The organism is Rhodococcus sp. B50 (assembly GCF_013602415.1).
GTDB lineage: Bacteria > Actinomycetota > Actinomycetes > Mycobacteriales > Mycobacteriaceae > Rhodococcus.
In genome coordinates this window covers 1164656-1188606 of sequence record NZ_WPAG02000002.1, presented here as the reverse complement: position 1 = coordinate 1188606, position 23951 = coordinate 1164656, and the positions used below count along the sequence as shown (strand labels likewise).

Sequence of the window (23951 nt, the reverse complement as noted above, 5' to 3'; positions counted from 1 at the left end):
AGCCGCGCTCGGCCTGATTCACTCACCGTGACAGGTTAGGCGGCGGAGCCGACGGGTTCGGACAATACCCGGGGTGAGTGTCGGCACGATCGTGTCCGGATCAACGCCGCCGATCCGCGGTTGCCGCCCGCATCGAGCCGTTACCGTCGAGGCAGCGCACCTCGACGGACGCGGCACGCTCCGGGAACGGAAACGATGAATGCTCACGAGATCGGACAGGGCGCCCGCGCGGTGGGCGATCCGGCGCCGGACACGCGTGCACTGATCGACGCGGTGGCCGATCTGTCGATCACGCGCCGCTCGGAGATCACGCGGTACATGTTCGAGCGGATCTCCTCGGAGATCGACGCGATGTCCCAGGACCGCCCGACTCGTCGCGCACTGGAACAGGCCGCCGAGGACGGTGTCGACGCCATAACCCGGTTCCTCAGAAACGACCGCGACGAGATCGAGATACCGGCAGCATCGTATGCGCTGGTCCGGATGCTCGCCCGGCAAGGCTTCCCGATCTCGGTGGTGGATCGGAGCAACCGGCTCGCGCAGGACAGCATCATGCGGTGGTGTCTCGAGGCGCTGGCGGGACTCAGCGAGGATGCCGGAGCGGTGACGCAGGCGGGGGTGGAGATCCTCATGAGGCTCTCGGCCGGGATCGATGGGGTGTCCCAGACGCTGTTGGGGGTGTACGAGTCGGAGCGCGACACCTGGTTGCTCAACCGCAATGCCTCCCGAACCGCCCGGATCCAGGACATTCTGGCCGGACGTCCCATCGAGGTGGGAGACGCCGAGCGCACCCTCGGATATCGGCTCGGTCAGCACCATCTCGGCGTGATCGTCTGGACCGACGACATCCAGGTGGCCGGCGGTGGCCGGTCCGGGACCGAATGGAACGGGCTCGAGCAGGCGGTGACGGTGCTCACCGAGCATCTCGGAGTCGGTGGTCGAGCGCTGTTCGAGCAGTCCGACGAGTACACGGCCTGGGCCTGGATACCGCTCGGCGTGGTCGACCACGTCGACGCAAGCGGATTGTCCGAGATGGTTACGGCATGGCAGCGACCCGTCGGTGTCGCGCTCGGCGCACCTCACGAGGGCATCGACGGTTTCGTCCGCACCCACCGGCAGGCGGCTCAGGCACGGGAGGTGGCTCTGACGTCCGAGTTGCCGGGACCGCGGCTCGTCTCGATCGACGAGGTCGGGGCGGTGGCGCTGATGTGCACGAACCTCGACTGGGCGCGTGCCTGGGTGGGCGATGTGCTCGGCCGACTCGCTGCGGATGATCCTGCCGCCGCGCAGTTACGTCACACCCTCCGCGAATTCCTATCCAGTGGAGGAAGTTTCGTAGCGACTGCCGAACGGCTGCACCTGCACAGGAATTCGGTCGCCTATCGGATCAGCAAGGCGGAAGAGCAGATCGGTCACAGCGTGCGCGAACATCGACTCGATCTCGAGAATGCGTTGGCTCTGTGTCACTGGCTCGGACCCACCGTGCTTGCTCCGGATCCCGAGACGCCCTCGACGCCCGGCTGAGGGGTCATCCGGCCCGGCGTCCCGGCACGACTGCCCGAACGAATCGTCCGACCTCGCCGATCGCGCGGATTCCCTCGGGCAACAGATCGGCTGCGATCGGGAAGACGTGTACCTGGCGGTCCCAGACCTGCAACTCACATGCGGTGCCCGCCTCGGCGAGGCGCTCGGCCATCGACTCCGCGTCCACCAGGAACAGTTCGTGCGAACCCACCTGGACGAGTGTGGGCGGAAGTCCCGACAGATCGGCGTCGGCGGGACAGACCCGATCCGGCTCGTCCCCGAGACCGGCCAGGGCCGCCAGCGCTTCGAGCGCCTTGCCGGGCAGCAGTGCGCACCGCGCCGCGTTCGAGTGACCGAGCTTGCGCGTGGGATCCAACTCGGTGAGCGGGGACAACGCGACGATGGCCCCGGGCATCGGCAATTTCAGGTCGCGCAGTGCCAGCGAGACCATGAATGCGAGATAGGCGCCGGCCGAATCCCCGGCGACGACGATCTGCTCCGGCCGGTACCCCGCGGCAAGAAGGAAACGGAAGGCATCCACCCCGTCGTCGACGGCGTCATCGATCGAGTGCTTCGGCAGCATCCGGTAGTCGACCATCAGCACCGGCGTTCGTCCCGCGTCGGAAATTCGCGACACGAGACGCAGGTGGCTGCGCACCCCTCCGCACAGGAAACCTCCCCCGTGCAGGTAGAGCATCACCCGGTCGAAACCCGCACGCGGTCCTTCCACCCAGGATCCGCCACAATTCGGAAGTTCGACCGGGGCGGACACCGTTCCGTCGATCGGCGGCAGCAGCCCTCCGGCAATGTCCAGCATTCCCGTCGGCCAGGGGAGCCCTGTGGAACGGCCCCACAAACCGAGCAGCGGCCGCACCGCTATGCGCGTCGATTGCGCCAGCAATCGAGCCTGGCGGCTGGCACCGTGAAACTCGCGCCGGCGGACAGCAGTCGGAACGCCAAGCGACGTCTCGGGTGTCGGGACTACACGGGGAACGGATGGCGCGCGCACGTCGCGTGCGGTCGTCACAGGAAAACTCCTTACAACCGGTCGGATATCTGTGGCCGGTCGATCCGCAAGGGGGAGACGGCCGAGATGAGCGGGGGGCCCAGCGCAACGGGTTCGCTTCTCATCCAGGTTAGGGACGATCGGTGTTCGCTTTCACCGGAGTACGTGCACACTGTTTCGAGACTCCTTCGGGCTGTGAGCACAGTGGTTGTGTGCGGCACCGGGTGCCAAGGAGAGGTGCGTCACTGGCTAGTGGGGTAAACCTGCAGTTCAAGAGGATGTTCGGCCTCCCGTCCGCACTTGGCACGGCAGCCCGAAAGCCCTTGTCGAAAGACCCGGGATTGTGCGCTGAGACCAGCCTAGGGTCTCGATCTGTGTGCTCCCGGACCGATGGCAAGCCACCTACCGAGGCCTACCTTCGTATTGGGGGCCGATGACCGGAGCCACGTCATCGGCCCGTCGGGTTTCGCCCCTCCTGCGACGGACTGCTGCTGTGGCTCGGACATTCTCCGTTGACGGAAGGACCGCGATGGCGCCCCACGCGACGCAGAGCTGCATGACCATCCTGCGCTGCGGGAGTTGCACGACGCTGCTCGCTCCCGACGCAGTGCGCTGCTCCTCCTGTGGCAGCGCGAACCTCGAGTCCGCCCATTGCTCCGGTGCCGGCTCGATCGTGTCCTGGAAGGTCGTCGAGCCTCTCGATGGTGGCCCACAGGACGACGACGCCGTCACGCTCGCGATCGTCGAACTCGACGACGGGCCGTGGCTGTACTCGAAGATCGAAGGATCGTTCCCCGAATGTGCCGACGCCCGGGTGCGGGTCGAGTTCCAGGCGACGGCGTGCGGCGACGGGTTTCCCGTCTTCGGGGTCTGCGCGGCCTGACGAACAGCGTTCAGCGGTCGACTACCGCGGTGGCTTCCATCTCTACGAGTACTGTGGGCTCGTAGAGCGCCGCGACTCCGATCAGCGACGCCGGCGGCATCGGATCGGGCAGTCCGATTTCCTGCGCCACGCCCTGAACGCCGGTCATGAACTCCTGGATCTTGTCCGGATGCCAGTCTGTGACGTAGAACGTCAGACGCACGACGTCGCGGAAGCTCGCGTCGGCTCCGGCCAGGCCCCGGGCGACGTTCCGTAAGGTCTGGGACACCTGACCGGCCAGATCGGCGGGGATCGATGAACCGTCCGGCATGTGCGCGACCTGGCCGGCGATGTGGACCTGCCGTGTTCCGGTCGCGAGGGCGACGTGATGGTAGGGCGCGTTCGGCAGCATGTCTGCAGGGCTGAACAGGGTGACGGGCATGGGATGCTCCTGAGGTCGGACCCGAGTGGTATCCGATTTATACTTGGTAGCCGAAAGTCACTTCAACGAAACCAGGTTTCATGTCGGATACTGCTGATCACGAACTGCTCGCCGTCGCCGCCCACCGAGAGCTGCTGGGGCAGATCCTCGACAAGTGGTCGCTGAGCGTGCTCACCGAATTGTGCGTTGCACCGCGGCGCTTCAACGAACTACGCCGCGCGGTTCCCGGGGTCACGCAGAAATCCCTCACCAGTACGCTGCGCAGACTCGAACGCAACGGGATCATCGAACGCCGAGTGGTGAACTCCCGACCGGTCGCAGTCGAGTACCGCATCACCTCACTGGGGAAGACTGTGCGCGAACCGATCGACGCTCTCCTGCTGTGGGCGTCGACGAATCTTCCCCGTATCGAGGAGGCGCGGCGCAGCTTCGACGATGTTCCCGAATGATCGCGTCGGTCCCCGGGCCACGGAACAACGGTCGATCGAGGCCGCTCCGCTTGCCACCGGCGGGTTTTCGTTTCGTACACCTCGCCGAGGTACCAGCATCGGGTTCGGGCGCATCACCATGCCGAACAGGTCGTCGTAACTATGAGGTGCGCAGAACCTGTAGTCCTGATCCGGATATCGGCGCCACTAGACCTGACGTGACCGGGACTTCCAAGCCGACCAGGCGGCGGTCACGATGATTGCGCCGACGAGGGAGCCGATGATTCCGCTGGGACGTAGTTCGAGTCCGTCACCCGCGAGGAGACTGATGAGCAGACCACCGACGAACGAACCACCGATGCCCGCGACGCACGCGAGCGTCCAGTCGATGCCGGTCCCGGACCTGCCCACGATGAGCTGTGCCGCCGCACCGACGAGCAGCCCGAACAGGATGATTCCGATGATCAACATTGCGCGAGTATAGGCCGAGATCATCACGGCCACAGACGTTCGGTGCACCGATCATGGCTGTGTGAGCCGCCGGCGTATGGCGTGAACAGCGCCTGTCCTCCGAAGTCACCCTGCGAATTCATCCCGACGGCACCAGTCGTCCGTTCCGCGCCTGCGGATGTCGTTCGCGGCGACGGTCGGCTTCGGAGGTTCCGCCCCAGATCCCGTGACGTTCGCGGGTTTCCAATGCGTAGTCCCGGCACGGGATCCGGACGGGACACGATGTGCAGATCTGTTTCGCCGTTCGTTCGCGACGCTGCCGCATCCCGCGCGATTCGTCGTCCGAGGGGAAGAAGATCGAGGGATCGATGAATCGGCAGTCGGCGCGCGTCTGCCATTGCTGCAGCGCCGAGTCCGGTCGATTGCCGGATGGAGTGGCAAGAGTTGTCATCATGGGTGTCGTCCGGCGGCTGGAGTGATGTGGTGCCGTCCGGTGTCCGACCGTGGCGGTGGGCGAGCGGACACCGGACGATGTGGTCAGTGCATGTGGCTGCCGCCGTTGATGTCGACGGTCGTGCCGGTGAGGTAGGCCGCATCCTCCGAGGACAGGAACGTGATGACCGACGCCACCTCGCGGGTGGTGGCGGTGCGTCCGAGCGGGACGTCGCGACAGATGGCCGCTTCCTGCTCCGGGGTGCTGCCGACGCGGATGCTGGTGTCGACCGCGCCGGGGGTGACCGCATTGACGGTGACGCCACTGTCGCCGAGCTCGCGGGCGAGCGACTTGGTGAACCCGAGGACGGCGGCCTTCGCCGACGAGTAGGGGACCTTGCCGAAGACGCCGCCACCGCGCTGGGCGGAGACGGACGACATGTTCACGATGCGCCCCCATCCGTTCTCGATCATGCCCGGCAGAAATGCGCGGGTGACGAGATAGGTGCCGGTGGCGTTGACGGCCATCACCTTGTTCCACAGCTCGAGACTCGTCTCGAGGAACGGTACCGGCGAGGTGATGCCGGCGATGTTCGCGATCGCGCCGACGGGTGGGAGGTTGCCCGCGGCGACTTCCGCGGCGACGGCGTCGTGCGCTGTCTGCACCGACGTCTCATCGGCCACATCGATCTCGTGTCCGAAGGACGGGACGGAGTATTCGCTGCCGATCTCGGCGGCGACCTTGGCGGATTTCTCGCCGTCCAGATCGAGGACGACGACGGCCCAGCCGTCCTCGGCGTAGCGGCGGGCGGTCGCGAGGCCGATGCCGCGCTCGGAGGTGGCGCCGGTGACGACTGCGGTGCGTCGGATCGAGGACATGAGATTTCTCCTTGGAAGGTGGGTCAGGATAGGAGGGAGGTAACGAATCGAGCGGCCCGAGAGGTGCTTTCGGGTCGTCGAGGGTCGGTGATGTCGCGGGTTTCGAGTTCGAGGGCGAAGTGCCCGGTGTACCCGCGTGCGTCGAGGGCAGCCAGGCCCCCGGCGAAGTCGGCGTGGCCGTTGCCGATGCTGAGGTTGATGTTGCCGGGCACCGCGTCCCGTAGATGTACATGGACGATGCGGGAGGCGAACAAATCCACGAACTCGACGGGATCGCTCCCGGACGCGACGATGTGGCTGAAGTCCATCACCACGCCGATGTCGGGGGACAAGCGTGTCGTCAGTCGGGCGGCGCGAGCGATATCGCAGCACAGTCGATGGACGTGGAGCGATTCGGTCCACAGGCCCACCCCGAAGTCCTCGGCCCGGACGCGTGCCCGTTCGAGTTGAGCCGCGACGGTGTCGAGGTCTTCGTCCAGGGACCGGATCGGCCGGTGGTCGAGATGCCCGCACGGGAGCACCAGGGCGCGTGCCCCGATGCGGGAGGTGAGCGTCAGCAACCGGTCGAGATGGTGATCCCGTCGGTCCTGTTCTTCGGGGAGCAACGGCGCGTCGAGGTCGCCGACGTCGCCGTTGACGCTACGGACGCGCAGGCCCGAGGCTGCCACCTCGTCGGCGACGCGGGCGACGGCGTCCGCGTCGAGCGCGAACGGGACGTGATCGCACACTCCGGGCAGGGCGCCGAGGTCGATCTCGACGAAACCCAGATCGACGATGGTCCGTAGCGCCGTGGGCAGGTCTAGGTGGCGGAAGCTGATCGTCGAGCAGCCGAGCCGAGGGTGGAACACGGGAACCTCCTGGAAGGTGATGCGGACCACGCTAACCCTGCCGACTGTCAACAGTCAACCGTCGCCTAATGACAGTTGACAGGGCAGGGTGTCCGCGCTCACACTGAGGTCACTGTTAACAGTCGACATCGTCTTCCCCGTCGCACCAGCGGCCGTATCCTCGGTCCGCAAGGAGAAATTCATGAGCACAGAAGCGCTCGAGATGCGAGGTCCCGTCGAGGGCACCAAGGACGCCAAACGCGTCGCGGTCGGTTCCTCCGTCGGCGCCGTCATCGAGACCTACGACTTCATCGGCTTCGGCACCGCCGCAGCGTTGTACTTCGGGACGGCCTTCTTCCCCAGTGGCGATCCCGTCATCGGTACTCTCGCCGCCTTCGCCACCCTCGGGGTCGGATTCGCCGCTCGACCCCTCGGCGGGATCCTCGGTGGTCACCTCGGTGACAAGGTGGGGCGCAAACCGGTCCTCGTCGCCTCACTGATCGTCATGGGCCTGGCCACCTTCGCCATCGGCCTCCTTCCGACCTACGGCCAGGTCGGTCTCATCGCGCCGGCGTTGCTGGTGACCGTCCGCATCATCCAGGGACTCGCCTTCGGCGCCGAATGGGGCGGGGCCATCCTGATGAGTTACGAACACGCACCGTGGAAATCGAAGGGCCGCTACACCGGCATCGTCCAAGCGGGATTCCCCGTCGGGCTGTTGTTGGCCAACCTCGTGTTCCTGTTCAGCGTCCACCTCGGTGGCGACTGGGCGTGGCGGGTGCCGTTCCTCGCGAGCATCATCCTCGTCGCCGTCGGACTGATCATCCGGTCCAAGGTGCCCGAATCCCCGGTCTTCGAAGACGTCAAGGACAGCGGTGAGATCGCTGCTTCTCCGGTCCTCGATTCCATCAGGAAGGACTGGCGCGACATCCTCCGCGGCATCGGTCTGCGTGTGGCCGAAACCGCCGGCTACGCCGTGTCGATCACCTACATGATCTCCTACCTCCACGAGAACGACCTCGCCGGGAAGTCGGAAACCCTGCTGGCGCTGTGCGTGGCCTCGGCGATCGGTATCTTCGCCACGGTCGGCTGGGCCACTCTGACCGACCGGATCGGCCGCCGGCCCGTGTATCTCGGGGTCTGCGCGTTCGCCGCTCTGTTCGGGGTACCGATGTTCCTCCTGGTCAACACCGGCATGTTCGTGCTGATCCTCGCCACCGTCGTGATCGCCTACGCCGTCTGCCAGAACGCCCTCGCCGGAGCGCAAGGTGCCTGGTTCCCCGAACTGTTCCGAGCGGCGCGCCGCGCCTCGGGAGCGTCCCTGGCCTACCAGATCTCGGCGATGGTCTCCGGGTTCACCCCGTTCATCACGGCGCTGCTCTACTTCGCCATCGGCTGGATCGGCCCGGCCCTGTTGTTCAGCTTCTACGGCCTGGTCGGTCTCGTCTGCGCCCTTGTCACCCGCGAGACCTGGGGGCCGAGCGAGCGCCGCCTCGCCGATCAGGCGACCCGGTCGAACTCACACCCTTCCGATCGCCCCGACAGCCCGCTGCCCGGCGGAGCCCACGCGGCATCGAGCACCAAGGAAAAGGAACTTCTGTGACCACCACAGCGCATCCCCGTCCCGGCATCGCCCCGCCTCGGAACGAGCGACTCGCCGCCATCGACGAATTCGCCTACCGTCTCCGACACAACGTGCTCGACATGGGCCAGGAACAAGGGCAGGGCTACGTCGGCCAGGCGCTCGGCGCCGCGGACATCCTCGCCACCGTCTACGGAGACCATCTGCGCTTCCGCGCCGACGACCCGCACTGGGACCGCCGCGACCGGTTCCTCCTGTCGACCGGCCACTACGCCATCGGCCTGTACGCGGCGCTCGCGGAGGCCGGGATCATCTCGCGCGACGAGTTGCTCACCTACGGCTCGGACGACTCGCGCCTGCCGATGTCGGGCATGTCGACCTATACCCCCGGCATGGAGATCTCCGGCGGCTCGCTCGGCCACGGCCTTCCGATCGCCGTCGGCATGGCACTGGGCCTGCGTCACCAGAATTCACCGGCACGGGTCTTCAATTTCTTGTCCGACGGCGAACTCGACGAAGGGTCGACCTGGGAAGCGGCCATGAGCGCGCACCACCACCGGCTCGGCAACCTCATCGCGATGGTCGACATCAATGCACTGCAGGCGGACGGTGCCACCAGCGGAGTGCTGAGCACCGAACCGGTCCACGACAAGTGGACAGCCTGCGGATGGCGTACCTACCGCGTCGACGGCAACGACACCGGCGCACTGCTCGACGCCTTCGACGCAGCGGTCGCCGATGCCGCTCCGACCGGATCGCCCGCGATCGTCCTGTGCGACACGCGCGTCGGCAAGGGCGTTCCGTTGCTCGAGGCGCGGGAGAAGGCGCACTTCATGCGTATCGACGAAGACGAATGGCAGATCTGCCGCGACCAGCTGACCGCCGGCCACAACCGCGAGGACGTCCGATGACCACCACCGCCCCCAAGCTCAAGACCTCGGCAATGATCGCCTCCTTCGTCGACCCGGGTCAGCGGACCACCGCCGCGCCGTTCGGCCACGCGCTGGTCGCGGCGGCTCAGGAGGACGCCCGGATCGTCGGTCTGTCCGCAGATCTTGCGAAGTACACCGACATGCACATCTTCGCCGAGGCGTTCCCGGACCGCTTCTTCCAGATGGGCATGGCCGAGCAGCTGCTCCTCGGCGCTGCGGCCGGCATGGCAGAGACCGGCCTGATCCCGTTCGCGTCGACGTATTCGGTGTTCGCTGCGCGCCGCGCGTACGACTTCCTGTGCCTGGACATCGCCGAGCCGAACCTCAACGTCAACATCGTCGGCGGGCTGCCCGGCCTGACCACCGGTTACGGTCCCAGCCACCAGGCCACCGAAGACATCGCCATCTTCCGGGGCATGCCCAACCTGACGATCGTCGACCCATGCGACTCCATCGACATCGAACAGGCCGTGCCGCAGCTCGCCGCCAGTGATGGACCCACCTATCTCCGTCTGCTCCGGGGCAAGGTCGCCACCGTCCTCGACGAGTACGACTACCGCTTCGAACTCGGCAAGGCCAAGGTGCTTCGCGGTGGGAACGACGTCGTCTTCGTCACCAGCGGGCTGATGACCATGAGGGCGTTGCAGGCGGCGGACGTGCTGGCGACCCACAGGGTGGACGTCGGGGTCGTCCACACGCCCACGATCAAGCCGTTCGACGCGGCCACGGTCCTGGCGGAGATCGACACCGACCGACTGGCGGTGACTCTCGAGAACCACACCGTGGTGGGCGGACTCTTCGAGACCGTCGCTGCCGCGGTCGTCGGGGCGGGACTGGGAAAGAGAGTTGTCCCCATCGGGCTTCCCGACCGGTTCCTCGACGCCGGGGCGCTGCCGACCCTGCACGATCGGTACGGATTGAGTACCGACCGGGTGGTCGCGCGGGTGCTCGACGAGCTCGGCTGACCGACCCGCGGTACGGGTCCCGCACCGGAGCCGGTGCGGGACCCGTACCATTGTCGACAGACTGTTGTCGACAGTCGGCCGCTGACACCTGGAGGCAATTGATGGCTGCTCAACCCGCTGCGCTACTGGGGCTCGAGAGGACCAGCCTGCGTCAGCAGGCCGTCGCCGCCCTGCGCACCGCGATCACGAGCGGAGCGCTCGCCCCGAGCAGCCCCCTCGTCGAAACCGAGCTGTCCGAAATGCTCCAGATCAGCCGGGGGACCCTGCGTGAGGCGATGCGCCAACTGCAGCAGGAAGGCCTGATCTCCGCCGGTCCCCGCGGGCGCCTCTACGTTCGGCACCTCGATGCCAAGGAGATCCGCGACATCTTCGCTGTGCGCGCGGCCCTGGAGGCACTGGCCGTCCGCGACCTCGCCGAACGGGCCGACCGTGCCTCGGTGATCCCGGCCCTGCGCGAAGCGCTCGAAGCCATGGCGCACGCCGAGAACGACCTCGAAGCGCGCATCGAGTCCGACCTGAACTTCCACCGACTTCTCTGCCGTCTCACCGGCAACGAAACGCTGATGCACTCGTGGCAGTCGCTCGAGGGATCGATCCGCATGTCGATCATGTTCGCAGGTCTGGAGAAGGCCGTCGGAAACATGGATGTCGGGCGTCACAGTGCCATCGTCGACGCCATCGAAACCGGCGACTCCGACAAGGCTGCGTCCACGGTGCGTTCGCACATGGCGTGGGCGGCAAGCAATCTCGTGTCCTGATCAGTACTCGTCAGGGTGTCGCTGCCGATTCCGGAGGTCTCGTCGGGCAGGATGGTGGCCATGCAGACCACACCCCTGACCTTCGAGTCCTCCGTCGTCGTTTCCGCCACCCCCGACGAGGTGTACGCCCTCGTCTCCGATGTCACCCGCACCGGTGAGTGGTCTCCCGTCTGTGCGAAATGCTGGTGGGACGAAGGGCAGGGCCCCGAGGTCGGCTCCTTCTTCACCGGCCGGAACGTCACCCCCGAGCGCACCTGGGAGACCCGCTCGGAGGTCGTCGTCGCCTCCCCGGGCCGCGAATTCGCATGGTCGGTCGGTCCCGGTCTCGTGCGCTGGAGCTACGTCATCAAGCCCGCGGACGCCGGCACGGAACTGACGGAGACCTGGGAGTTCACCGAAGCGGGGCAGGAGTTCTTCCACGAGAAGTTCGGGGCGGAGGCACCCGCCCAGATCGCTGCGCGGGAACAGTCCGCCCGCAGCGGGATTCCGGCGACCCTGGACGCGATCAAGCGCATCCTCGAGAGCTGACGGGGGCTTGTCGTCCTGCCCCTTCTCACGGTATCGCGCTGCTGGGGGCTTGCCGCAAGCCCCCAGCAGGGGTTCATACTGCCCGTCCGATGCCGAGGAGAGGGGCGGGTATGCACGAGGTAGCGGTTGTCGGCTGCGGGCCGACAGGAATGATGCTGGCGGGGGAGCTGCGCCTGGCCGGGGTGGACGTCATCGTTCTCGAACGTCGCGAATCGCAGGAACTCGCAGGGTCGCGGGGCGGTGGTATCCACGCCCGCACCATCGAACTGCTCGATCAAAGAGGAATAGCCGAGCGCTTCCTCGCCGAGGGGCGAACGGTGAACACCGTGACCTTCGGGGGCACCAGGCTCGACGTGGGCCGTCTGCCCACCCCCCATCCGTACACGCTCGCGTTGTTCCAGAACCACATCGAACGACTGTTGCTGCAGTGGGTCGAGGAACTCGGCGTGCCGATCCGGCGGAACATCAAGGTCGTCGGGGTCCACGCAGACGAGGAGAACGTCCGTCTTCGGTTCGCATCAGGGGAGACGATGCAGGCTCGGTACGTGGTGGGTGCCGACGGTGGGCGCAGTGTCGTGCGCCGCGAGGCCGGGATCGGTTTCGAAGGGCCCGATGCGACACGCAGCAGCCTGATCGCCGAAGTACGGGTCACCGAGGAACTCCCCACCGACGTTAAGATCGACGAACGCGGCGTCCACGGTCTGTACCCGATGGGGGAGGGCCGAGCGCGGGTCGTGGTGACCGAAACCGAACTGGGACCTCCCACGCCGCCGACGCTCGACGACCTGCGACGAGAACTGATCCACGTGTTCGGCACCGATTTCGGTGTGCACGATCCCACCTGGCTCTCGCGGTTCACTGACGCGACCAGGCAGGCGACGACCTATCGCGCGGGCCGGGTCCTGCTCGCGGGCGACGCCGCACACGTGCATTCACCCACCGGCGGACTGGGTATCGGCCTGGGTATCCAGGATGCCGTCAACCTCGGCTGGAAACTCGGGCAGGTCGCGCGAGGGGTCTCGGGGGAGGACCTGCTCGACACCTATCACGCCGAACGGTACCCGGCCGGGGCGCGGGCGCTGAAATTCACGATGGCCCAATCTCTTTTCCAGAAGGCCGATCCGCGCCAGGAGGCCGTGCGCGAGCTGATCGACGAGGTGCTTCGCGTCGACGACGCCGGATCACCGATCGCGGCGTTGCTCTCCGGCCTCGACGTCGCCTATGACCTCGGTAAGGGCCATCCGCTGGTGGGGCGGCGGATGCCGGATCTCGACATCGTTGTCGAGGAAAAGGTAGTGCGCGTGTTCGAACTCATGCACCAGGCCCGTCCGATCCTGTTTCGATTCGACGGCCTACCAATTGATTCCGAGGACCTACCCGATCACATCGACAGTGTGCGAGCGCGCTACGGCGGCGTATGGGAGTTGCCGATGCTCGGTGTCGTGGACGCGCCTACGGCGGTGTTTGTCCGTCCCGACGGGCACGTGGCATGGGTGGGAGAGGGCTCGACGGACGGTCTCGACGACGCGCTCGCGAAATGGTGCGGCGGTGCAGGCCGCGATCGTCGGAACGAGTGACATCGGACGCCCGCGCCGAATCCTCGCGCGCCGAACCGGGCCTCGCCCGCGCTACAGCAGCGGCGAGAAACGGTTCGGCGCGCAAGGATCCGAGCGCCTCGTAGGACTTACGCTCAGACGGTCTGCAGGAACGGGTAGTCGGTGTACCCCTCGGCCCCGGACGCGTAGAACAGCTCCGGACGCGGTGCGTTCTCCGGCTGCCCGTCCCGCCAGCGCTCGACCAGGTCGGGATTGGCGATCAGCGCGCGACCGACCGCCACGGCGTCGGCGTGCGAATCCTCGATCAGCTGCAGAGCTTCGTCGCGGGTGGTCGGCGAACCGAACCCGCTGTTGGCGATCACCTTGCCGCCGAAACGCTTCCGAAGTTCCTGTACCAGATCGCCGGTCGGTTCCTTGTGCAGGACGGACAGATAAGCCAGGCCGAGGGGCTGCAGTTCGTCGACGAGAGCGCCGTAGACGGCGCGCACATCGTTGCGATCGGTCTCGAGCGCGTCCTGGATGTTGTGTTCGGGGGAGATCCGCAGCCCGACGCGTCCGGCACCGACTGCGTCCGACACGGCCTTGACGACCTCGACGACCAGCCGGGTCCGATTCTCCACCGAACCGCCGTATTCGTCGTCCCGCACGTTCGAGACGGGAGAGAGGAATTCGTGCAGCAGGTAGCCGTTGGCGCTGTGGACCTCGACGCCGTCGAGTCCGGCGTCGATGGCGCGGCGGGCCGAGGCGACGAAGTCGTCGACGACGGAAGGGATCTCGCCGGTAGTCAGTGCATGGGGCACGGGGTAGGGCTGCTTGTCCTGCTCGGTGTGCACCTGGCCGTCGATCGCGATGGCGCTCGGCGCGACGACCCGTCGGCCGCCGTTGACGCCCGGATGTGTGACGCGACCGCCGTGCATCAACTGAACCACGATGCGACCGTCGCGGTCGTGCACGGCGTCCGCCACGCGGCGCCAGCCGGCGACCTGCTCGTCGGTGACGATTCCGGGCTGGCCGACGAAGGCCTGGGATTCGAAGTTCACATAGGTTCCCTCGGCGATGATCAGACCGACACTCGCCCGCTGGCGGTAGTGCTCGACGATCAGATCTCCGGGTACACCGGCCGAACCACCACGCAGGCGGGTCAGCGGCGCCATGACGATACGGTTCGCGAGTTCGAGGTCTCCGAGGGCTACAGGTGTGAACAGGTCCATGGGTGGCGCAACCACTCCCACCCCGACGGCATTCCGACGCTCGAATGATTGTGAGATGGGTCATGGCGCCGGAAAGGCGGTCATTCCGAGTGGTCGACGACGGTGACCAGCCGATTCGACCAGGTCTCCAGGTGCTCGACGAACTCCGGCGGTGACGCACCGAGCAGCCGTCCACCGGACATGCCCACGGCGAAGACCGCCCAGTCCATGCTGTCGGCGTCCACCTCGATCCGGCACCGTTCGGAGTCGATCGCGATCACATCGGCCCACTGGCCTATCCGACGCCGCACCTCGTGCTCCGGCGCCTCCAGTTCCGCGCTGACCTTCACGTGGGAGCGGCTGCGGATGCCGCGTTCGACGAAGGCCGCGGCGTCGCCGCCGGGCAGGTCGCGCTGCCGGAAGCGCATCCCGGTGGCTGTGGTCTCGGACATGCGGTCGAGCCGGAAGCTGCGCCAGTCACCGCGGTCGAGGTCGTAGCCGACGAGATACCAGCGTCGCCCGAGTGAGACGAGCTGCCGGGGTTCGACGCGCCGGCTCGTCGCGGTGCCGTCGGCCGCGGTGTACTCGAAGACGATGCGTTCGTCGTCGCGGCACGCGCGCGCGACGGTGACGAGTTGCTGCGAATCGGTCGCGCAGGTCGCCCAGGGGGTATCGGCGGAGACCGTCGCCGCATCGAGCGCCTCCACCTGGCGTCGCAATCGCGGCGGCATCACCTGGATGACCTTGGCCAGCGCCCGCACGGAGATCTCGGCGATCCCGGTGATCGAGGTCTGTGCGGCGGTGAGAAGTCCCACCGCGAGCGCGACCGCTTCGTCGTCGTCGAGGGCCAGCGGTGGCAACGACGCGCCCGGCGCGAGCTGGTACCCGCCGCCGACCCCACGATCGGAACGCACCGGATATCCGAGATCGCGGAGACGTTCGATGTCGCGGCGCAGGGTTCGCAGCGAGACGCCCATACGGTCGGCGAGTTCGGCGCCGAGCCAGTAGCGGTGGGTCTGCAACAGCGACAGAAGCCGCAGGGTGCGGGAGCTCGTGTCGGACATGACCTCATTCTTCCGCACCTGCAGACCTATAAGTGACAGGAACTGGCACCAATGGCTCCTAGCGTAGTTCTTGCCGGACCACGACGACGAGGAGCACCCGATGACCGAGACCACCACCCGGAACGCCACCCCGACCCTCGACCAGGAACGCCGCGATCTGCTGTCGAGCCTCGCCCACGCGCGGCACTTCCTGCGGTTCACGGCCCGCGATCTCACCACCGAACAGGCCTCACAACGAACGACGGTGAGCGCCTTGACGATCGGCGGACTCATCAAGCACGTGACCGAGGTCGAGCGGGGATGGGCGGATTTCCTCGTGATCGGAGCCGCCTACATGGAGAAGGATTTCACCGAGTGGACCGAAGAGGATTTCGCCGAGCGCGACAAGGACTTCCAGCTGCAGCCCGGTGAGACCCTCGAAGGAGCGCTGCGCGCCTACGACGAGGTGGCGGCGCGGACGGACGAGCTGGTGCGGACGCTGCCGTCGCTGGACGTGATCCACGAACTACCGAAGGCGCCGTGGAACATCGAGGAGACGTGGTCGGTGCGCCGCGCGCTGCTGCACATCGTCGCGGAGACGGCGCAGCACGCCGGTCACGCCGACATCATCCGCGAATCCTTCGACGGCGCGAAGTCGATGGGATGAGCCGGCGGTCCTGTTATCGCCGGCCGGTGTCCCGCATCATTTCGGCGAGCGCCGTGCGGTCGGACACGTCGAGTTTGGTGCATGCCCGGTAGATGTGACCCTCGACGGTGCGAACGGACACCACGAGACGGTCGGCGATCTGCCGGTTGGACAGGCCGGCGGTGACCATGGCGGCGATCTCCCGTTCCCGGCTGGTCAGGGGGAGCGGGCGGGCCGCTTCGTCCAGGGCCGGCGAGGTGGCGTGGTCGCATCGCACGGCGAGTGCGGCGGCCGCGGCGGCCGCCTCGACCGAGCGCCGGGTGTCCCCGTGATCGCGGTAGGCGATGGCGGCCAGAGCGTGGGCGTCGGCGGCGTCGGCGAGGGCGCCGAGGGCCTCGAAGTCGGCCGCCGCGGCGGACAGTCCCCGGCCGTCGCTGGCCGCGGCTGCGGTCGCGTGGGCGGCGATGACCGCGACGAGGCGCCCGTCGCACTGTTCGGCCAGTTCGGAGAGTCGTTGGGCTGTCGTGTGATCCCCGAATCGGGTGGCGACGTGCAGGGCGCTCGCCTCGACAGCGAACTGGTCGCTCCGGGCCGCGGTCTCGGCCGCGGTTCGGGCGAGGGCGATCGCGTTCGTGGTCTCGCCGCGCGCCGCGGCGAGCCAAGCCTCCGCGGTCCGGAGTTGCGGATCGAAGACGGCGACGTGCCGCCCGCTGCACGATGTCGCCTGCGCCAGTGCGGCATCCGCGTCGTTGACACGACCGAGGACGGCGTAGCCCTGCGTGAGGGCGATGTACGCCGGCACGTTCCAGGAGACGACGGCGGCGCGGTCGTCCACCTGGAGGGCGGCGACGGCCTGTTCGAGGCGGTGCACGGCGTGGACGAACCGCCCCCGGGTGGTGTCGACGACGCCGAGCAGGATGTTCGCCAGGCCCCACGCGAGATACTGTCCCATCGACGTGGCGGTCCCATGGGCGTCGGCGGGACCCCGCACCGCACTTTCCCGGTAGGTCTCGGCGCGTCGCTCGGCCTCGTCGAGGTTTCCGGTGAGGAGCAGTGCGAGGACTTCGCCCAGACCGGCGGGATAGCGCAGCAGGCCGTCGACCTGGTGGGCGATGGCGGCGCAGCGCGCAGCCATCGCGGGGACCTCGTGACCGCGTCCCATCACCGCGAGGGCCAGTCCGCCGCCGAAGAAGGCCCATTCGACGGCCCACGGGAGTGCGGTTTCGGTGGCGAGGATGCGATGGGCGAGGGTGAGCGCGTCGCGTGGGCGCCCTTCGTACACCGCACACCCGCAGTCGATCGCGTCGACCACCAGGCGGAGATGCGGTCGGGTGACGAGTTCGCGGAGGGTGGCGAGCACCTGCTGGGCCTCGGCGGCGTTGCCCATCCCCCAGAACAGATTGGAGATGCGGGTTGCGCCCCACCGCACGAGTTCGCTCTCGTCGAGGGTGCGGGGGTCGAACGAGGCCAGAACGGACTCGACCTCGCTGATGCCGCCCAGCCACACCAGTGCGCGGGCGAGGAGGTCCGCCGCCGAGAACGTGCCCGTGGCATCGAACGCCGCGCGTGCGAGACGTTCGGCGAGCGGCGCGTCGCCCAGGGCGATCGCGTCGTGGGCCGCGGTCTCGAGCAGTTCGGGATCGATGGACCGGTTGCTGTCCAGGGAGAGCTCGGCCAGCCGGATTCGATCGGCCGGACTCCGCTGGACGCGGGAGCCGAGTGCCTCGACGAGTTGACCGCGGATCCTGCGACCCGCGACTCGGCCTACGCGACGGCGCACCACCTCACCGAACAGAGGATGGGTGTAGCGAACGCGGAAGTTGCGGTCGTCGACGACGTCGATCAACCCTCGTCGTTCCGCTTCCTCGACCGCGTCGTCGCCGGCGAGACCGCAGAGGATCTCGAGGTCGAGCGGCTCGCAGAACGCCAGCAGTTGCAGCGCCTGCAGCACCTCGGGCGCGAGGTGATCGATGCGATGTTCGAGGAGTGAGGCCAGCTCGGAGGTGACGGCGGTGCCGCCACGGAGCTGCCACACGTTCCCGGCGCGGCGGAGTGTGCCTGCTTCACGGGTTCCGATCACCAGGTGGTGGACGAACAGGGCGTTCCCGCCCGAGGCGTTCCAGATCAGGTCGGCGCTCAACTCCTCCAATGGGCCACCGAGCACCGTTTCGACGAGGTCGATGCATTGCTGCCGGGTGAACGGTGACAGCTCCAACCGGATGAGATGGCCGTCCTTCCACAGGGAGGTGACGGCGTCGGGCACGGCCTCGCCGTTGCGGACCGTGGCCACCGCGTGGACCGCGCGATCGAGTGCGAGCTGGTGGAGGAAGGTGGCCGACAGCGGGTCGAGCAGGTGGGCGTCGTCGACTCCGAGGACCAGGCGTGCGTGATCGGAGCCGTGCTCGTGCAGCAGCGTCTGTCGTGCGGCGGCGAGGAAGGCGACGGGGTCGCGAGCGGGGGGAGCTTCGATGAGGTGCGCGAAGGCACCCAGCGGGATGCTGCGAGCGGATTCTGTTCCTGCGATCCAGCGCACCGGGGCAGACAGCGAGTCGGTGGCCATGCGGGCCAGGGTGGTCTTGCCGACGCCGGGATCTCCGGTGAGGACCACACCGCCTCGGTCGGGGTCCGTCAGGGCCGCGACAATGATCTCCAGTTCCCCCCGCCGCTGAATCAGTGGCCAGCGCTGATCCATGCACACGATCGTAGATGTGCAGAGTGCGGATATCTCCGGGTTGGAGATTTCACCTCCGGCGGGCGACCGCAGATCGAGTACTCGACTACGCGCGACGTCCCCACCTTCGGCGACCACGATGGAGTCGTCGAGGTAACCGAACGGAAAGCGGCCGAAGGAGCTGGTGATGACCACGACATCGTCGGAGCCGTTCTTCAGCTGGACGTCGAGACGGATCGACCTGAGTGCTGCAGAGGTTGCGCGCACGGTGACACCGGAGCTCGACGAATCGCTGCGCTGCGGCTCCCGGGAGGCCCGATTGTTGGCGATCCGAGATTCGGAGAGTGAGACCGACTACGTGGCGTTGCTGGTAGGGGACGTTTCGGGAGGGAGCGACGTCGCCGTCCGTGAGGTCGACGAAGAGCGTCTGTTGGTCGAGGCCAGCCGGCCGTCCACCGAACCCGAGATTCTTCTGGGCGTCGCGTCCGTCCTGGAGGCCGGATGTCTCGGCCCACGTCACGTCGACCGGGAGGTCTTCGTCGACGGGCCGGTGCGGTCGCTGATCCTCCGGAGCGGGGCGCGGTCGGTGGTGGTCGATTGGTGCCACGACGAACGCGTGCACTCGGCGCCGAGAACGCAGGTCGTGGCACCTGCCCTGTCGGTTCGCACCGAATCCGACGCGATCCGGTTCCGTGCCGCGCGGCTGTTTCCGAGTCCACGGGTGGCCCGGTGGTGGCAGCGACTGTTGCCTCATCCGGAACCGGCGAGTCCTCGGGGGACGCCGGCGGTCTGCGGCTGACGGATCAGAACCCGGGAATGCGGGGCAGCTGCGGGAGCTGGATCTGCGGGGGCTGCGGCAGCGTCGGCAGCTCGAACCCGGGGAGTCCGGGGACCATCGGGGCCGGCGCCGGTTCGAGTGACGGCACGGGGGTGTCGACCGCCGCGTCCTCCTGCGCCCCGGTGGAGATGGGCGCCTGCGGGGAGGTTTGCGTCTGCGGCTGGTAAGTGGTGCGGGACTCGCTCCGGTCCGTGACCGTCGACTGCTCGTCCACCACCGTGGGCCTGACTTCCGATGAGGTGGCGGCGTCCGTGGTTGTCGTGGGACGTGGCTCCGCTGCCGGCTGGGCCGGCGGCACCTGCATCTCCTGTTGCGTCGCGGTCGGTTGTGGCTCGCGTCCGGAACCCTGCAGCAGGTCGACACCCAGGCCGATCGCCGCGGCGACGACGACAGCCCCGCCCGCCAGCAGGAGGCGCCGACGGTTCCGCGGCTGCGCGGGCGCCCTCATCTCCTGCCGGATGTCGGCGGCAACGAAACTCTCGGTGGGCGCATCCGGCGCGAGGACCTGCGGGGCGAACTGTGCCGTCTCGGTGAACGCAGGCGTCGCGGCGAACTCCGCGGTCTCGGCGGACTCCGCGGTTGCCGGGCGGGCGAGCAGCGCCGCTCCCTCCGCCGCCACGAGTTCGGGCTGCGGGGGCACGATGACCGGAATGTCGAGCCACGACTCCATCACTGCGGTGACCAGCGGAATGTTCGCGCCACCCCCGATGAGCACCGCGGCGTCGGGTGTGCGTCCCGAGCGACGGATCACGTCGAGGGTGAGGCGGGCCGAGGCCTTCACGGGTCCGTCGATGAGCGAATCGAAGCTGTCCTGAGAGAGCAGCAGCAGACCACCCTCACCCGGCATGCACACCGCATCCTTCGAGGACAGCTGCTCCTTCGCGTCTCTGCAGCGGGCGGTGAGCGCCCGCTGCGCGGCCATGTCGGCCGGCTCGGCGAAGCGCTGGAGTTCGACGTGGTGGTCGTAGATCAACCGGTCGACGAGGTCGCCGCTGATCCCGTCCGAGCGGGCCGTGCTCAACGCGATGCGGATGCCCCGGTCGACGACCGTGACGGTAAGGCCCGAGCTGCCGAGGTCGTAGAACACGAGTGTCTCGTGGTCGCCGAGATCGCCCGTGGTTTCCAGCATTTCGAGCGCAGCGGTCACTTCCGGGACGAGTCGGAAGTTGTCGATGTCCAGGCGGCTCATCGCACCCTGGACGAAATCGGCCTGCGTCTCGTTCTGGTACGCGACGCCGATGGCACGCACCTGCTCGATCTCGTCGGTCTCTGCGATCATCGTTTCGATGGACTCCGCGGCCATCTCGGCCGGCCGGTCGAGCAGGGCGGGCATCGAGCGGGATCGGAAGACGGGGCTGTCGAGGCTCCCGGTGTCACGGCGCGCAAAGCGCACCGCGCTGGCACCGACCGAGACACCGAGAACTGTAGTCATGATGCCGACTATAACGGTTCGGTCACGGTCTGCACGCCGGAGGCGGGCGGCGCCGGTGTGGCGGCGAGTCCCCGAAGGGTGACCGAGGGCGTTCGTCGCAACCCGTCGGATGTTCACCGCCGGCGGCGAAGTCCTTGCTGTACAGTCGGCTTCGCGATCGCGGGCAGAAGTGTCTGTACGTCCCGGTCCCCATGGAAACTCGAGGAGGTTCGGGCGGATGAGCGAGCAGAGAGTGCAGATCGAGATCGACGAGTTCGGTGTCGCAACCGTGACCTTGAACCGCGCCGAGAAGCACAACGCGCTCGATCCGGCGATGTTCGATGCGATCGTCGACGCCACCGAGCAGCTCGCGACCGACCGCACGGTACGCGCCGTGGTGCTCCACGGGGCGGGCAAGAGTTTCTGCTCCGGACTCGACATCACCGGTCTCGGCGACAGGAACGGCATCGTCCCGCGAGACCTTCTTGCACGGGAGGGCGGTCGGATCGCCGGCCACGGCCAACGCGTGGCCTACGGCTGGTCCAGGGTTCCCGCTCCGGTGATCGCCGCGATCACCGGCAATTGCTTCGGCGGCGGCCTGCAGATCGCCCTCGGCGCCGACATCCGCTTCGCGACGCCCGACGCACGACTGTCGATCATGGAAGTGAAGTGGGGCCTCGTCCCCGATATGGGGATAACCCAGAGCCTGCCGCGGCTCGTCGGCCTGGACGTCGCGAAGGAACTCACCTTCACCGGACGCATCGTTTCCGGCACCGAGGCCGACGCCCTCGGTCTCGTCACCCATGTCTCCGACGATCCGCTGGCCGCGGCGCAGGAGCTGGCCCACGAAATCGCCGGCAAGTCGCCGCACGCCGTACAGGCGGCCAAACGCCTGTACGAAGAGACGTGGACCGGCTCCGATGCGGAGTCCGCGCTGTTGCTCGAAAGCACACTGCAGGTCGAGCTGATGGGATCGCCCAATCAGATCGAGGCCGTCACCGCGCGCATGGCCGAGCGGCCCCCCGCCTTCGCCGATCCCGACTGACCGCCCTCAGATCTCCACGGCCGTACCGCAGATCCCGCACTGCTCCAGCTGCCGCCGGCTCCAGCGTGCAACCGGGACGAAGAACAACGTGAACTGCTTGAACTCCCGCATTCGGGCCCACTGCGTGGTGTTGTGGCAGCGAGGGCACGTCCGGTTCTGCCCTTGACCGAGGTTCTGTCGCTTGGTGCCGAAACCGAAGAGAAGGAACATCGTCCGAGCATAGAGCGACGACGCGTGGTTCCTCAGCTCATGACCGGCAGGCCGCTCGTCGGACAGTTCGGTGGCGCCTGAAGTCCCACCTGCACCACAGGCGGGTCACGCGCGCCGGGTCCTGCCCATGGCTCCCTTCGCCGGCAGAAAACGGAATCGATCCGCTACCGCTGCTACCGTTTGTTCCGCGGAGTTTCCTGGCGCTTCTCCGACACGTCGTCGAGGAACCCGAGCACCTTCTCGGCAGCGGAGTCCAGGGCGCTGTGGGTCTTGTGCTTGGCGGCGCTCTCCACGGCCTTCCCGCCGATACCACCGACGATCTCGGGCACACCTTTCGGCTGGGTCTGCGAGATCTCCAGTCTGTCGACGGCCTGCGCGAACCGAAGGTAGGTGTCCACGCTGGCGACCACGATGCGGGCATCGATGGTCACGATCTCGATTCCGACGAGCGACACCCGCACGAACGCGTCGATCACGAGGCCTTTGTCCAGAATGGTGTCGATGACGTCTGCCAGGCCGGACGAGTTCGGCCGCGCCATCGTGCCGCCACCCCCACCGCGGGAAGGTTCGATCGATGTCATGGTGCTGCTCCTCGTGCCGTACGGTCACTCCTGCGCGGATCCGCGATGGAAGGGCGTGCGGTGATTGCGTGAACAGAACTGGCGCACAGCGATTCCGGATCCCGAGTACGGATCCGGGCGAGGAGCAAGTAGGCTCCGGGCGACGCGGGCGTCACTCCTCCATCATGACGCCTTCCCGGCGGCGCGACCAACATGTCGATGGCACGAAGTCGAGGTGGGGTGCTCCCCGGAGTCGTGGCGTTGCCGATTCGGGCGCCCTCGCGTCGACAACCCGAGCGGTGTCAGAACAATCGCGGAGTCGCGTGCGACCCGTCCCGGGCTTCACAGATACGGGCGTGCCAGCGGTCGACGAGCCACATCTCCACCATCTCCGGACGCGTGGTGATCAACGACGCCCACATGTTGAGGAGTTCGACGTACCGGTGGTAGCGCCGCAGGGTGAAATCGGCGACCGACGGATCCTCGAGCCACCCTTCGTGAATGAGCGTCGACACCGCGTGCTGATCGAGAAGTTGCGCCGGCCCCGCCTCGGTCCGGACCTCGACCGCCCACAGGTAGGTCGCCAGCAGTGGCACGCCGACCCCGGGGGTGTCCGGCCATCCGGACCAGGTCTGCCGAGCAGTGTCGGGCAGTGACTTGGTCTTCGCGCAGTAGTCGAGGACTCCTTTGATCTTGGCGAACCTGTCCCGGTCCTTCGGGGCATGTACGTCTCGGACATCGGGGAAACGTCGGGCCCCGCGTCGCCTCGGGTGTGCACTTCGCCAGGCCGCACACAGGAACAGCAGACCGAGTCCGGCGTGGTCGGCCTCGATCAGTTCACTGTCGAGGCGAAGGTCGTTGCGTTGGATGATCGCGTCACCGTCATCGATGATCCGTCCGTCGAGATTCCGTCCGCGGAGGTGGATCTCGTGCCCGGCACGCTCGAGATGACTGTTCCACCACTTCAGGTCGACGGTGACGCCCTCGTCGAGCACCTGCAGGTCGAACGAGCGCGCCCGGCACCACTCCGAGCACGCTTGCGGAGGTTCGAACCCCTGGTCGTACGGATGCATTCTGTGGACATTGCCACGAGCGGCCGGCGATTCCGGGTCAGGACACGCGTGTGGAGCCGACCTGTTCCCGCCTGTAACGGCAGTGAGTGTTCA

25 protein-coding genes are annotated in these 23951 nt (G+C 67.5%); 12 read left to right on the top strand and 13 right to left on the bottom strand.

Annotation, left to right across the window (positions count from 1 at the left end):
• The first annotated feature begins 195 nt into the window (after positions 1-195).
• Positions 196-1524, top strand: coding sequence for a PucR family transcriptional regulator (locus tag GON09_RS05865; RefSeq protein WP_213930999.1), 1329 nt, complete (start codon positions 196-198; stop codon positions 1522-1524).
• Between the two features lie 4 nt (positions 1525-1528).
• Here the strand turns inward: GON09_RS05865 and GON09_RS05860 are convergent, their stop codons facing one another.
• Positions 1529-2341 carry an alpha/beta hydrolase gene (locus GON09_RS05860; protein WP_244865401.1) on the bottom strand — a complete coding sequence of 271 codons (813 nt, stop codon included), beginning with the start codon at positions 2339-2341 and terminating at the stop codon, positions 1529-1531.
• Positions 2342-3059: 718 nt separating this feature from the next.
• On the opposite strand from GON09_RS05860, the gene GON09_RS05855 reads away from it, so the two are divergent.
• Complete coding sequence (locus GON09_RS05855) at positions 3060-3413, top strand: Zn-ribbon domain-containing OB-fold protein (RefSeq protein ID WP_213930998.1); 354 nt, start codon at positions 3060-3062, stop codon at positions 3411-3413.
• Positions 3414-3423: 10 nt separating this feature from the next.
• Here GON09_RS05855 and GON09_RS05850 read toward each other — a convergent pair whose 3' ends face one another.
• Entirely contained in the window at positions 3424-3834 is a 411-nt protein-coding gene (locus tag GON09_RS05850; RefSeq protein ID WP_213930997.1) for a RidA family protein, read from the bottom strand.
• 80 nt (positions 3835-3914) lie between these two features.
• Between GON09_RS05850 and GON09_RS05845 the strand changes: the two genes are divergently transcribed.
• Positions 3915-4283: a winged helix-turn-helix transcriptional regulator gene (locus GON09_RS05845; protein ID WP_213930996.1), complete on the top strand. Its 369-nt coding sequence runs from the start codon at positions 3915-3917 to the stop codon at positions 4281-4283.
• A gap of 186 nt (positions 4284-4469) precedes the next feature.
• On the opposite strand, the gene GON09_RS05840 is transcribed toward GON09_RS05845, so the two are convergent.
• The 4 genes from GON09_RS05840 to GON09_RS05825 all read right to left on the bottom strand — a co-directional run bounded on the left by GON09_RS05840 (position 4470) and on the right by GON09_RS05825 (position 6871).
• Positions 4470-4733: a GlsB/YeaQ/YmgE family stress response membrane protein gene (locus GON09_RS05840; RefSeq protein WP_213930995.1), complete on the bottom strand. Its 264-nt coding sequence runs from the start codon at positions 4731-4733 to the stop codon at positions 4470-4472.
• 118 nt (positions 4734-4851) lie between these two features.
• Positions 4852-5163: a WhiB family transcriptional regulator gene (locus tag GON09_RS05835; protein WP_280521659.1), complete on the bottom strand. Its 312-nt coding sequence runs from the start codon at positions 5161-5163 to the stop codon at positions 4852-4854.
• Between the two features lie 86 nt (positions 5164-5249).
• Positions 5250-6023: an SDR family NAD(P)-dependent oxidoreductase gene (locus GON09_RS05830; RefSeq protein ID WP_213930993.1), complete on the bottom strand. Its 774-nt coding sequence runs from the start codon at positions 6021-6023 to the stop codon at positions 5250-5252.
• 23 nt (positions 6024-6046) lie between these two features.
• A complete protein-coding gene (locus GON09_RS05825; protein WP_213930992.1) occupies positions 6047-6871 on the bottom strand; it encodes a sugar phosphate isomerase/epimerase family protein in 825 nt (274 codons plus the stop codon).
• A gap of 181 nt (positions 6872-7052) precedes the next feature.
• Between GON09_RS05825 and GON09_RS05820 the strand changes: the two genes are divergently transcribed.
• The 6 genes from GON09_RS05820 (at position 7053) to GON09_RS05795 (ending at position 13192) form a co-directional block, all read left to right on the top strand.
• Complete coding sequence (locus GON09_RS05820) at positions 7053-8453, top strand: MFS transporter (protein ID WP_213930991.1); 1401 nt, start codon at positions 7053-7055, stop codon at positions 8451-8453.
• Positions 8450-9343: a transketolase gene (locus tag GON09_RS05815; RefSeq protein ID WP_213930990.1), complete on the top strand. Its 894-nt coding sequence runs from the start codon at positions 8450-8452 to the stop codon at positions 9341-9343. Before GON09_RS05820 ends, GON09_RS05815 begins: the two co-directional genes overlap by 4 nt.
• Positions 9340-10329, top strand: a complete 990-nt coding sequence (locus GON09_RS05810; protein ID WP_213930989.1) for a transketolase family protein — start codon at positions 9340-9342, stop codon at positions 10327-10329. The genes GON09_RS05815 and GON09_RS05810 overlap by 4 nt, the downstream gene beginning before the upstream one ends.
• 101 nt (positions 10330-10430) lie before the next feature.
• Positions 10431-11087, top strand: a complete 657-nt coding sequence (locus GON09_RS05805) for a GntR family transcriptional regulator (RefSeq protein WP_213930988.1) — start codon at positions 10431-10433, stop codon at positions 11085-11087.
• Between the two features lie 51 nt (positions 11088-11138).
• Positions 11139-11615 (top strand): SRPBCC family protein, encoded by a 477-nt coding sequence (locus tag GON09_RS05800; RefSeq protein WP_213934303.1) that lies wholly within the window; start codon positions 11139-11141, stop codon positions 11613-11615.
• Between the two features lie 110 nt (positions 11616-11725).
• Entirely contained in the window at positions 11726-13192 is a 1467-nt protein-coding gene (locus tag GON09_RS05795; protein WP_213930987.1) for an FAD-dependent monooxygenase, read from the top strand.
• Between the two features lie 113 nt (positions 13193-13305).
• Here GON09_RS05795 and GON09_RS05790 read toward each other — a convergent pair whose 3' ends face one another.
• Positions 13306-14382 carry an alkene reductase gene (locus GON09_RS05790; RefSeq protein ID WP_213930986.1) on the bottom strand — a complete coding sequence of 359 codons (1077 nt, stop codon included), beginning with the start codon at positions 14380-14382 and terminating at the stop codon, positions 13306-13308.
• A gap of 80 nt (positions 14383-14462) precedes the next feature.
• Positions 14463-15425, bottom strand: a complete 963-nt coding sequence (locus tag GON09_RS05785; RefSeq protein WP_213930985.1) for a helix-turn-helix transcriptional regulator — start codon at positions 15423-15425, stop codon at positions 14463-14465.
• A gap of 100 nt (positions 15426-15525) precedes the next feature.
• On the opposite strand from GON09_RS05785, the gene GON09_RS05780 reads away from it, so the two are divergent.
• Positions 15526-16071 (top strand): DinB family protein, encoded by a 546-nt coding sequence (locus GON09_RS05780; protein ID WP_213930984.1) that lies wholly within the window; start codon positions 15526-15528, stop codon positions 16069-16071.
• A 13-nt stretch (positions 16072-16084) separates the two neighbouring features.
• Here the strand turns inward: GON09_RS05780 and GON09_RS05775 are convergent, their stop codons facing one another.
• Complete coding sequence (locus GON09_RS05775; protein WP_213930983.1) at positions 16085-18742, bottom strand: helix-turn-helix transcriptional regulator; 2658 nt, start codon at positions 18740-18742, stop codon at positions 16085-16087.
• 166 nt (positions 18743-18908) lie between these two features.
• Between GON09_RS05775 and GON09_RS05770 the strand changes: the two genes are divergently transcribed.
• Positions 18909-19520, top strand: a complete 612-nt coding sequence (locus tag GON09_RS05770) for a hypothetical protein (RefSeq protein ID WP_213930982.1) — start codon at positions 18909-18911, stop codon at positions 19518-19520.
• A 4-nt stretch (positions 19521-19524) separates the two neighbouring features.
• On the opposite strand, the gene GON09_RS05765 is transcribed toward GON09_RS05770, so the two are convergent.
• A complete protein-coding gene (locus GON09_RS05765) occupies positions 19525-20991 on the bottom strand; it encodes an Hsp70 family protein (protein ID WP_213930981.1) in 1467 nt (488 codons plus the stop codon).
• A 217-nt stretch (positions 20992-21208) separates the two neighbouring features.
• Between GON09_RS05765 and GON09_RS05760 the strand changes: the two genes are divergently transcribed.
• Positions 21209-22015, top strand: a complete 807-nt coding sequence (locus GON09_RS05760) for a crotonase/enoyl-CoA hydratase family protein (RefSeq protein WP_213930980.1) — start codon at positions 21209-21211, stop codon at positions 22013-22015.
• A gap of 6 nt (positions 22016-22021) precedes the next feature.
• On the opposite strand, the gene GON09_RS05755 is transcribed toward GON09_RS05760, so the two are convergent.
• The 3 genes from GON09_RS05755 to GON09_RS05745 form a co-directional block, all read right to left on the bottom strand.
• Complete coding sequence (locus GON09_RS05755; RefSeq protein ID WP_016934322.1) at positions 22022-22225, bottom strand: zinc-ribbon domain-containing protein; 204 nt, start codon at positions 22223-22225, stop codon at positions 22022-22024.
• A 173-nt stretch (positions 22226-22398) separates the two neighbouring features.
• Positions 22399-22764 carry a gas vesicle protein GvpJ gene (gvpJ, locus tag GON09_RS05750; protein WP_213934302.1) on the bottom strand — a complete coding sequence of 122 codons (366 nt, stop codon included), beginning with the start codon at positions 22762-22764 and terminating at the stop codon, positions 22399-22401.
• A gap of 323 nt (positions 22765-23087) precedes the next feature.
• Entirely contained in the window at positions 23088-23858 is a 771-nt protein-coding gene (locus GON09_RS05745) for an 8-oxoguanine DNA glycosylase OGG fold protein (protein WP_213930979.1), read from the bottom strand.
• Between the last annotated feature and the right edge of the window lie 93 nt (positions 23859-23951).

Coding starts and splice junctions, on each gene's coding strand:
- GON09_RS05865 (WP_213930999.1), top strand. CDS start 196: ATGAATGCTCACGAGATCGGACAGGGCGCCCGCGCGGTGGGCGATCCG.
- GON09_RS05860 (WP_244865401.1), bottom strand. CDS start 2,341: ATGCTGGACATTGCCGGAGGGCTGCTGCCGCCGATCGACGGAACGGTG.
- GON09_RS05855 (WP_213930998.1), top strand. CDS start 3,060: ATGGCGCCCCACGCGACGCAGAGCTGCATGACCATCCTGCGCTGCGGG.
- GON09_RS05850 (WP_213930997.1), bottom strand. CDS start 3,834: ATGCCCGTCACCCTGTTCAGCCCTGCAGACATGCTGCCGAACGCGCCC.
- GON09_RS05845 (WP_213930996.1), top strand. CDS start 3,915: ATGTCGGATACTGCTGATCACGAACTGCTCGCCGTCGCCGCCCACCGA.
- GON09_RS05840 (WP_213930995.1), bottom strand. CDS start 4,733: ATGTTGATCATCGGAATCATCCTGTTCGGGCTGCTCGTCGGTGCGGCG.
- GON09_RS05835 (WP_280521659.1), bottom strand. CDS start 5,163: ATGACAACTCTTGCCACTCCATCCGGCAATCGACCGGACTCGGCGCTG.
- GON09_RS05830 (WP_213930993.1), bottom strand. CDS start 6,023: ATGTCCTCGATCCGACGCACCGCAGTCGTCACCGGCGCCACCTCCGAG.
- GON09_RS05820 (WP_213930991.1), top strand. CDS start 7,053: ATGAGCACAGAAGCGCTCGAGATGCGAGGTCCCGTCGAGGGCACCAAG.
- GON09_RS05810 (WP_213930989.1), top strand. CDS start 9,340: ATGACCACCACCGCCCCCAAGCTCAAGACCTCGGCAATGATCGCCTCC.
- GON09_RS05805 (WP_213930988.1), top strand. CDS start 10,431: ATGGCTGCTCAACCCGCTGCGCTACTGGGGCTCGAGAGGACCAGCCTG.
- GON09_RS05800 (WP_213934303.1), top strand. CDS start 11,139: ATGGTGGCCATGCAGACCACACCCCTGACCTTCGAGTCCTCCGTCGTC.
- GON09_RS05795 (WP_213930987.1), top strand. CDS start 11,726: ATGCACGAGGTAGCGGTTGTCGGCTGCGGGCCGACAGGAATGATGCTG.
- GON09_RS05790 (WP_213930986.1), bottom strand. CDS start 14,382: ATGGACCTGTTCACACCTGTAGCCCTCGGAGACCTCGAACTCGCGAAC.
- GON09_RS05785 (WP_213930985.1), bottom strand. CDS start 15,425: ATGTCCGACACGAGCTCCCGCACCCTGCGGCTTCTGTCGCTGTTGCAG.
- GON09_RS05780 (WP_213930984.1), top strand. CDS start 15,526: ATGACCGAGACCACCACCCGGAACGCCACCCCGACCCTCGACCAGGAA.
- GON09_RS05775 (WP_213930983.1), bottom strand. CDS start 18,742: ATGGATCAGCGCTGGCCACTGATTCAGCGGCGGGGGGAACTGGAGATC.
- GON09_RS05770 (WP_213930982.1), top strand. CDS start 18,909: ATGACCACGACATCGTCGGAGCCGTTCTTCAGCTGGACGTCGAGACGG.
- GON09_RS05765 (WP_213930981.1), bottom strand. CDS start 20,991: ATGACTACAGTTCTCGGTGTCTCGGTCGGTGCCAGCGCGGTGCGCTTT.
- GON09_RS05760 (WP_213930980.1), top strand. CDS start 21,209: ATGAGCGAGCAGAGAGTGCAGATCGAGATCGACGAGTTCGGTGTCGCA.
- GON09_RS05755 (WP_016934322.1), bottom strand. CDS start 22,225: ATGTTCCTTCTCTTCGGTTTCGGCACCAAGCGACAGAACCTCGGTCAA.
- gvpJ (WP_213934302.1), bottom strand. CDS start 22,764: ATGGCGCGGCCGAACTCGTCCGGCCTGGCAGACGTCATCGACACCATT.
- GON09_RS05745 (WP_213930979.1), bottom strand. CDS start 23,858: ATGCATCCGTACGACCAGGGGTTCGAACCTCCGCAAGCGTGCTCGGAG.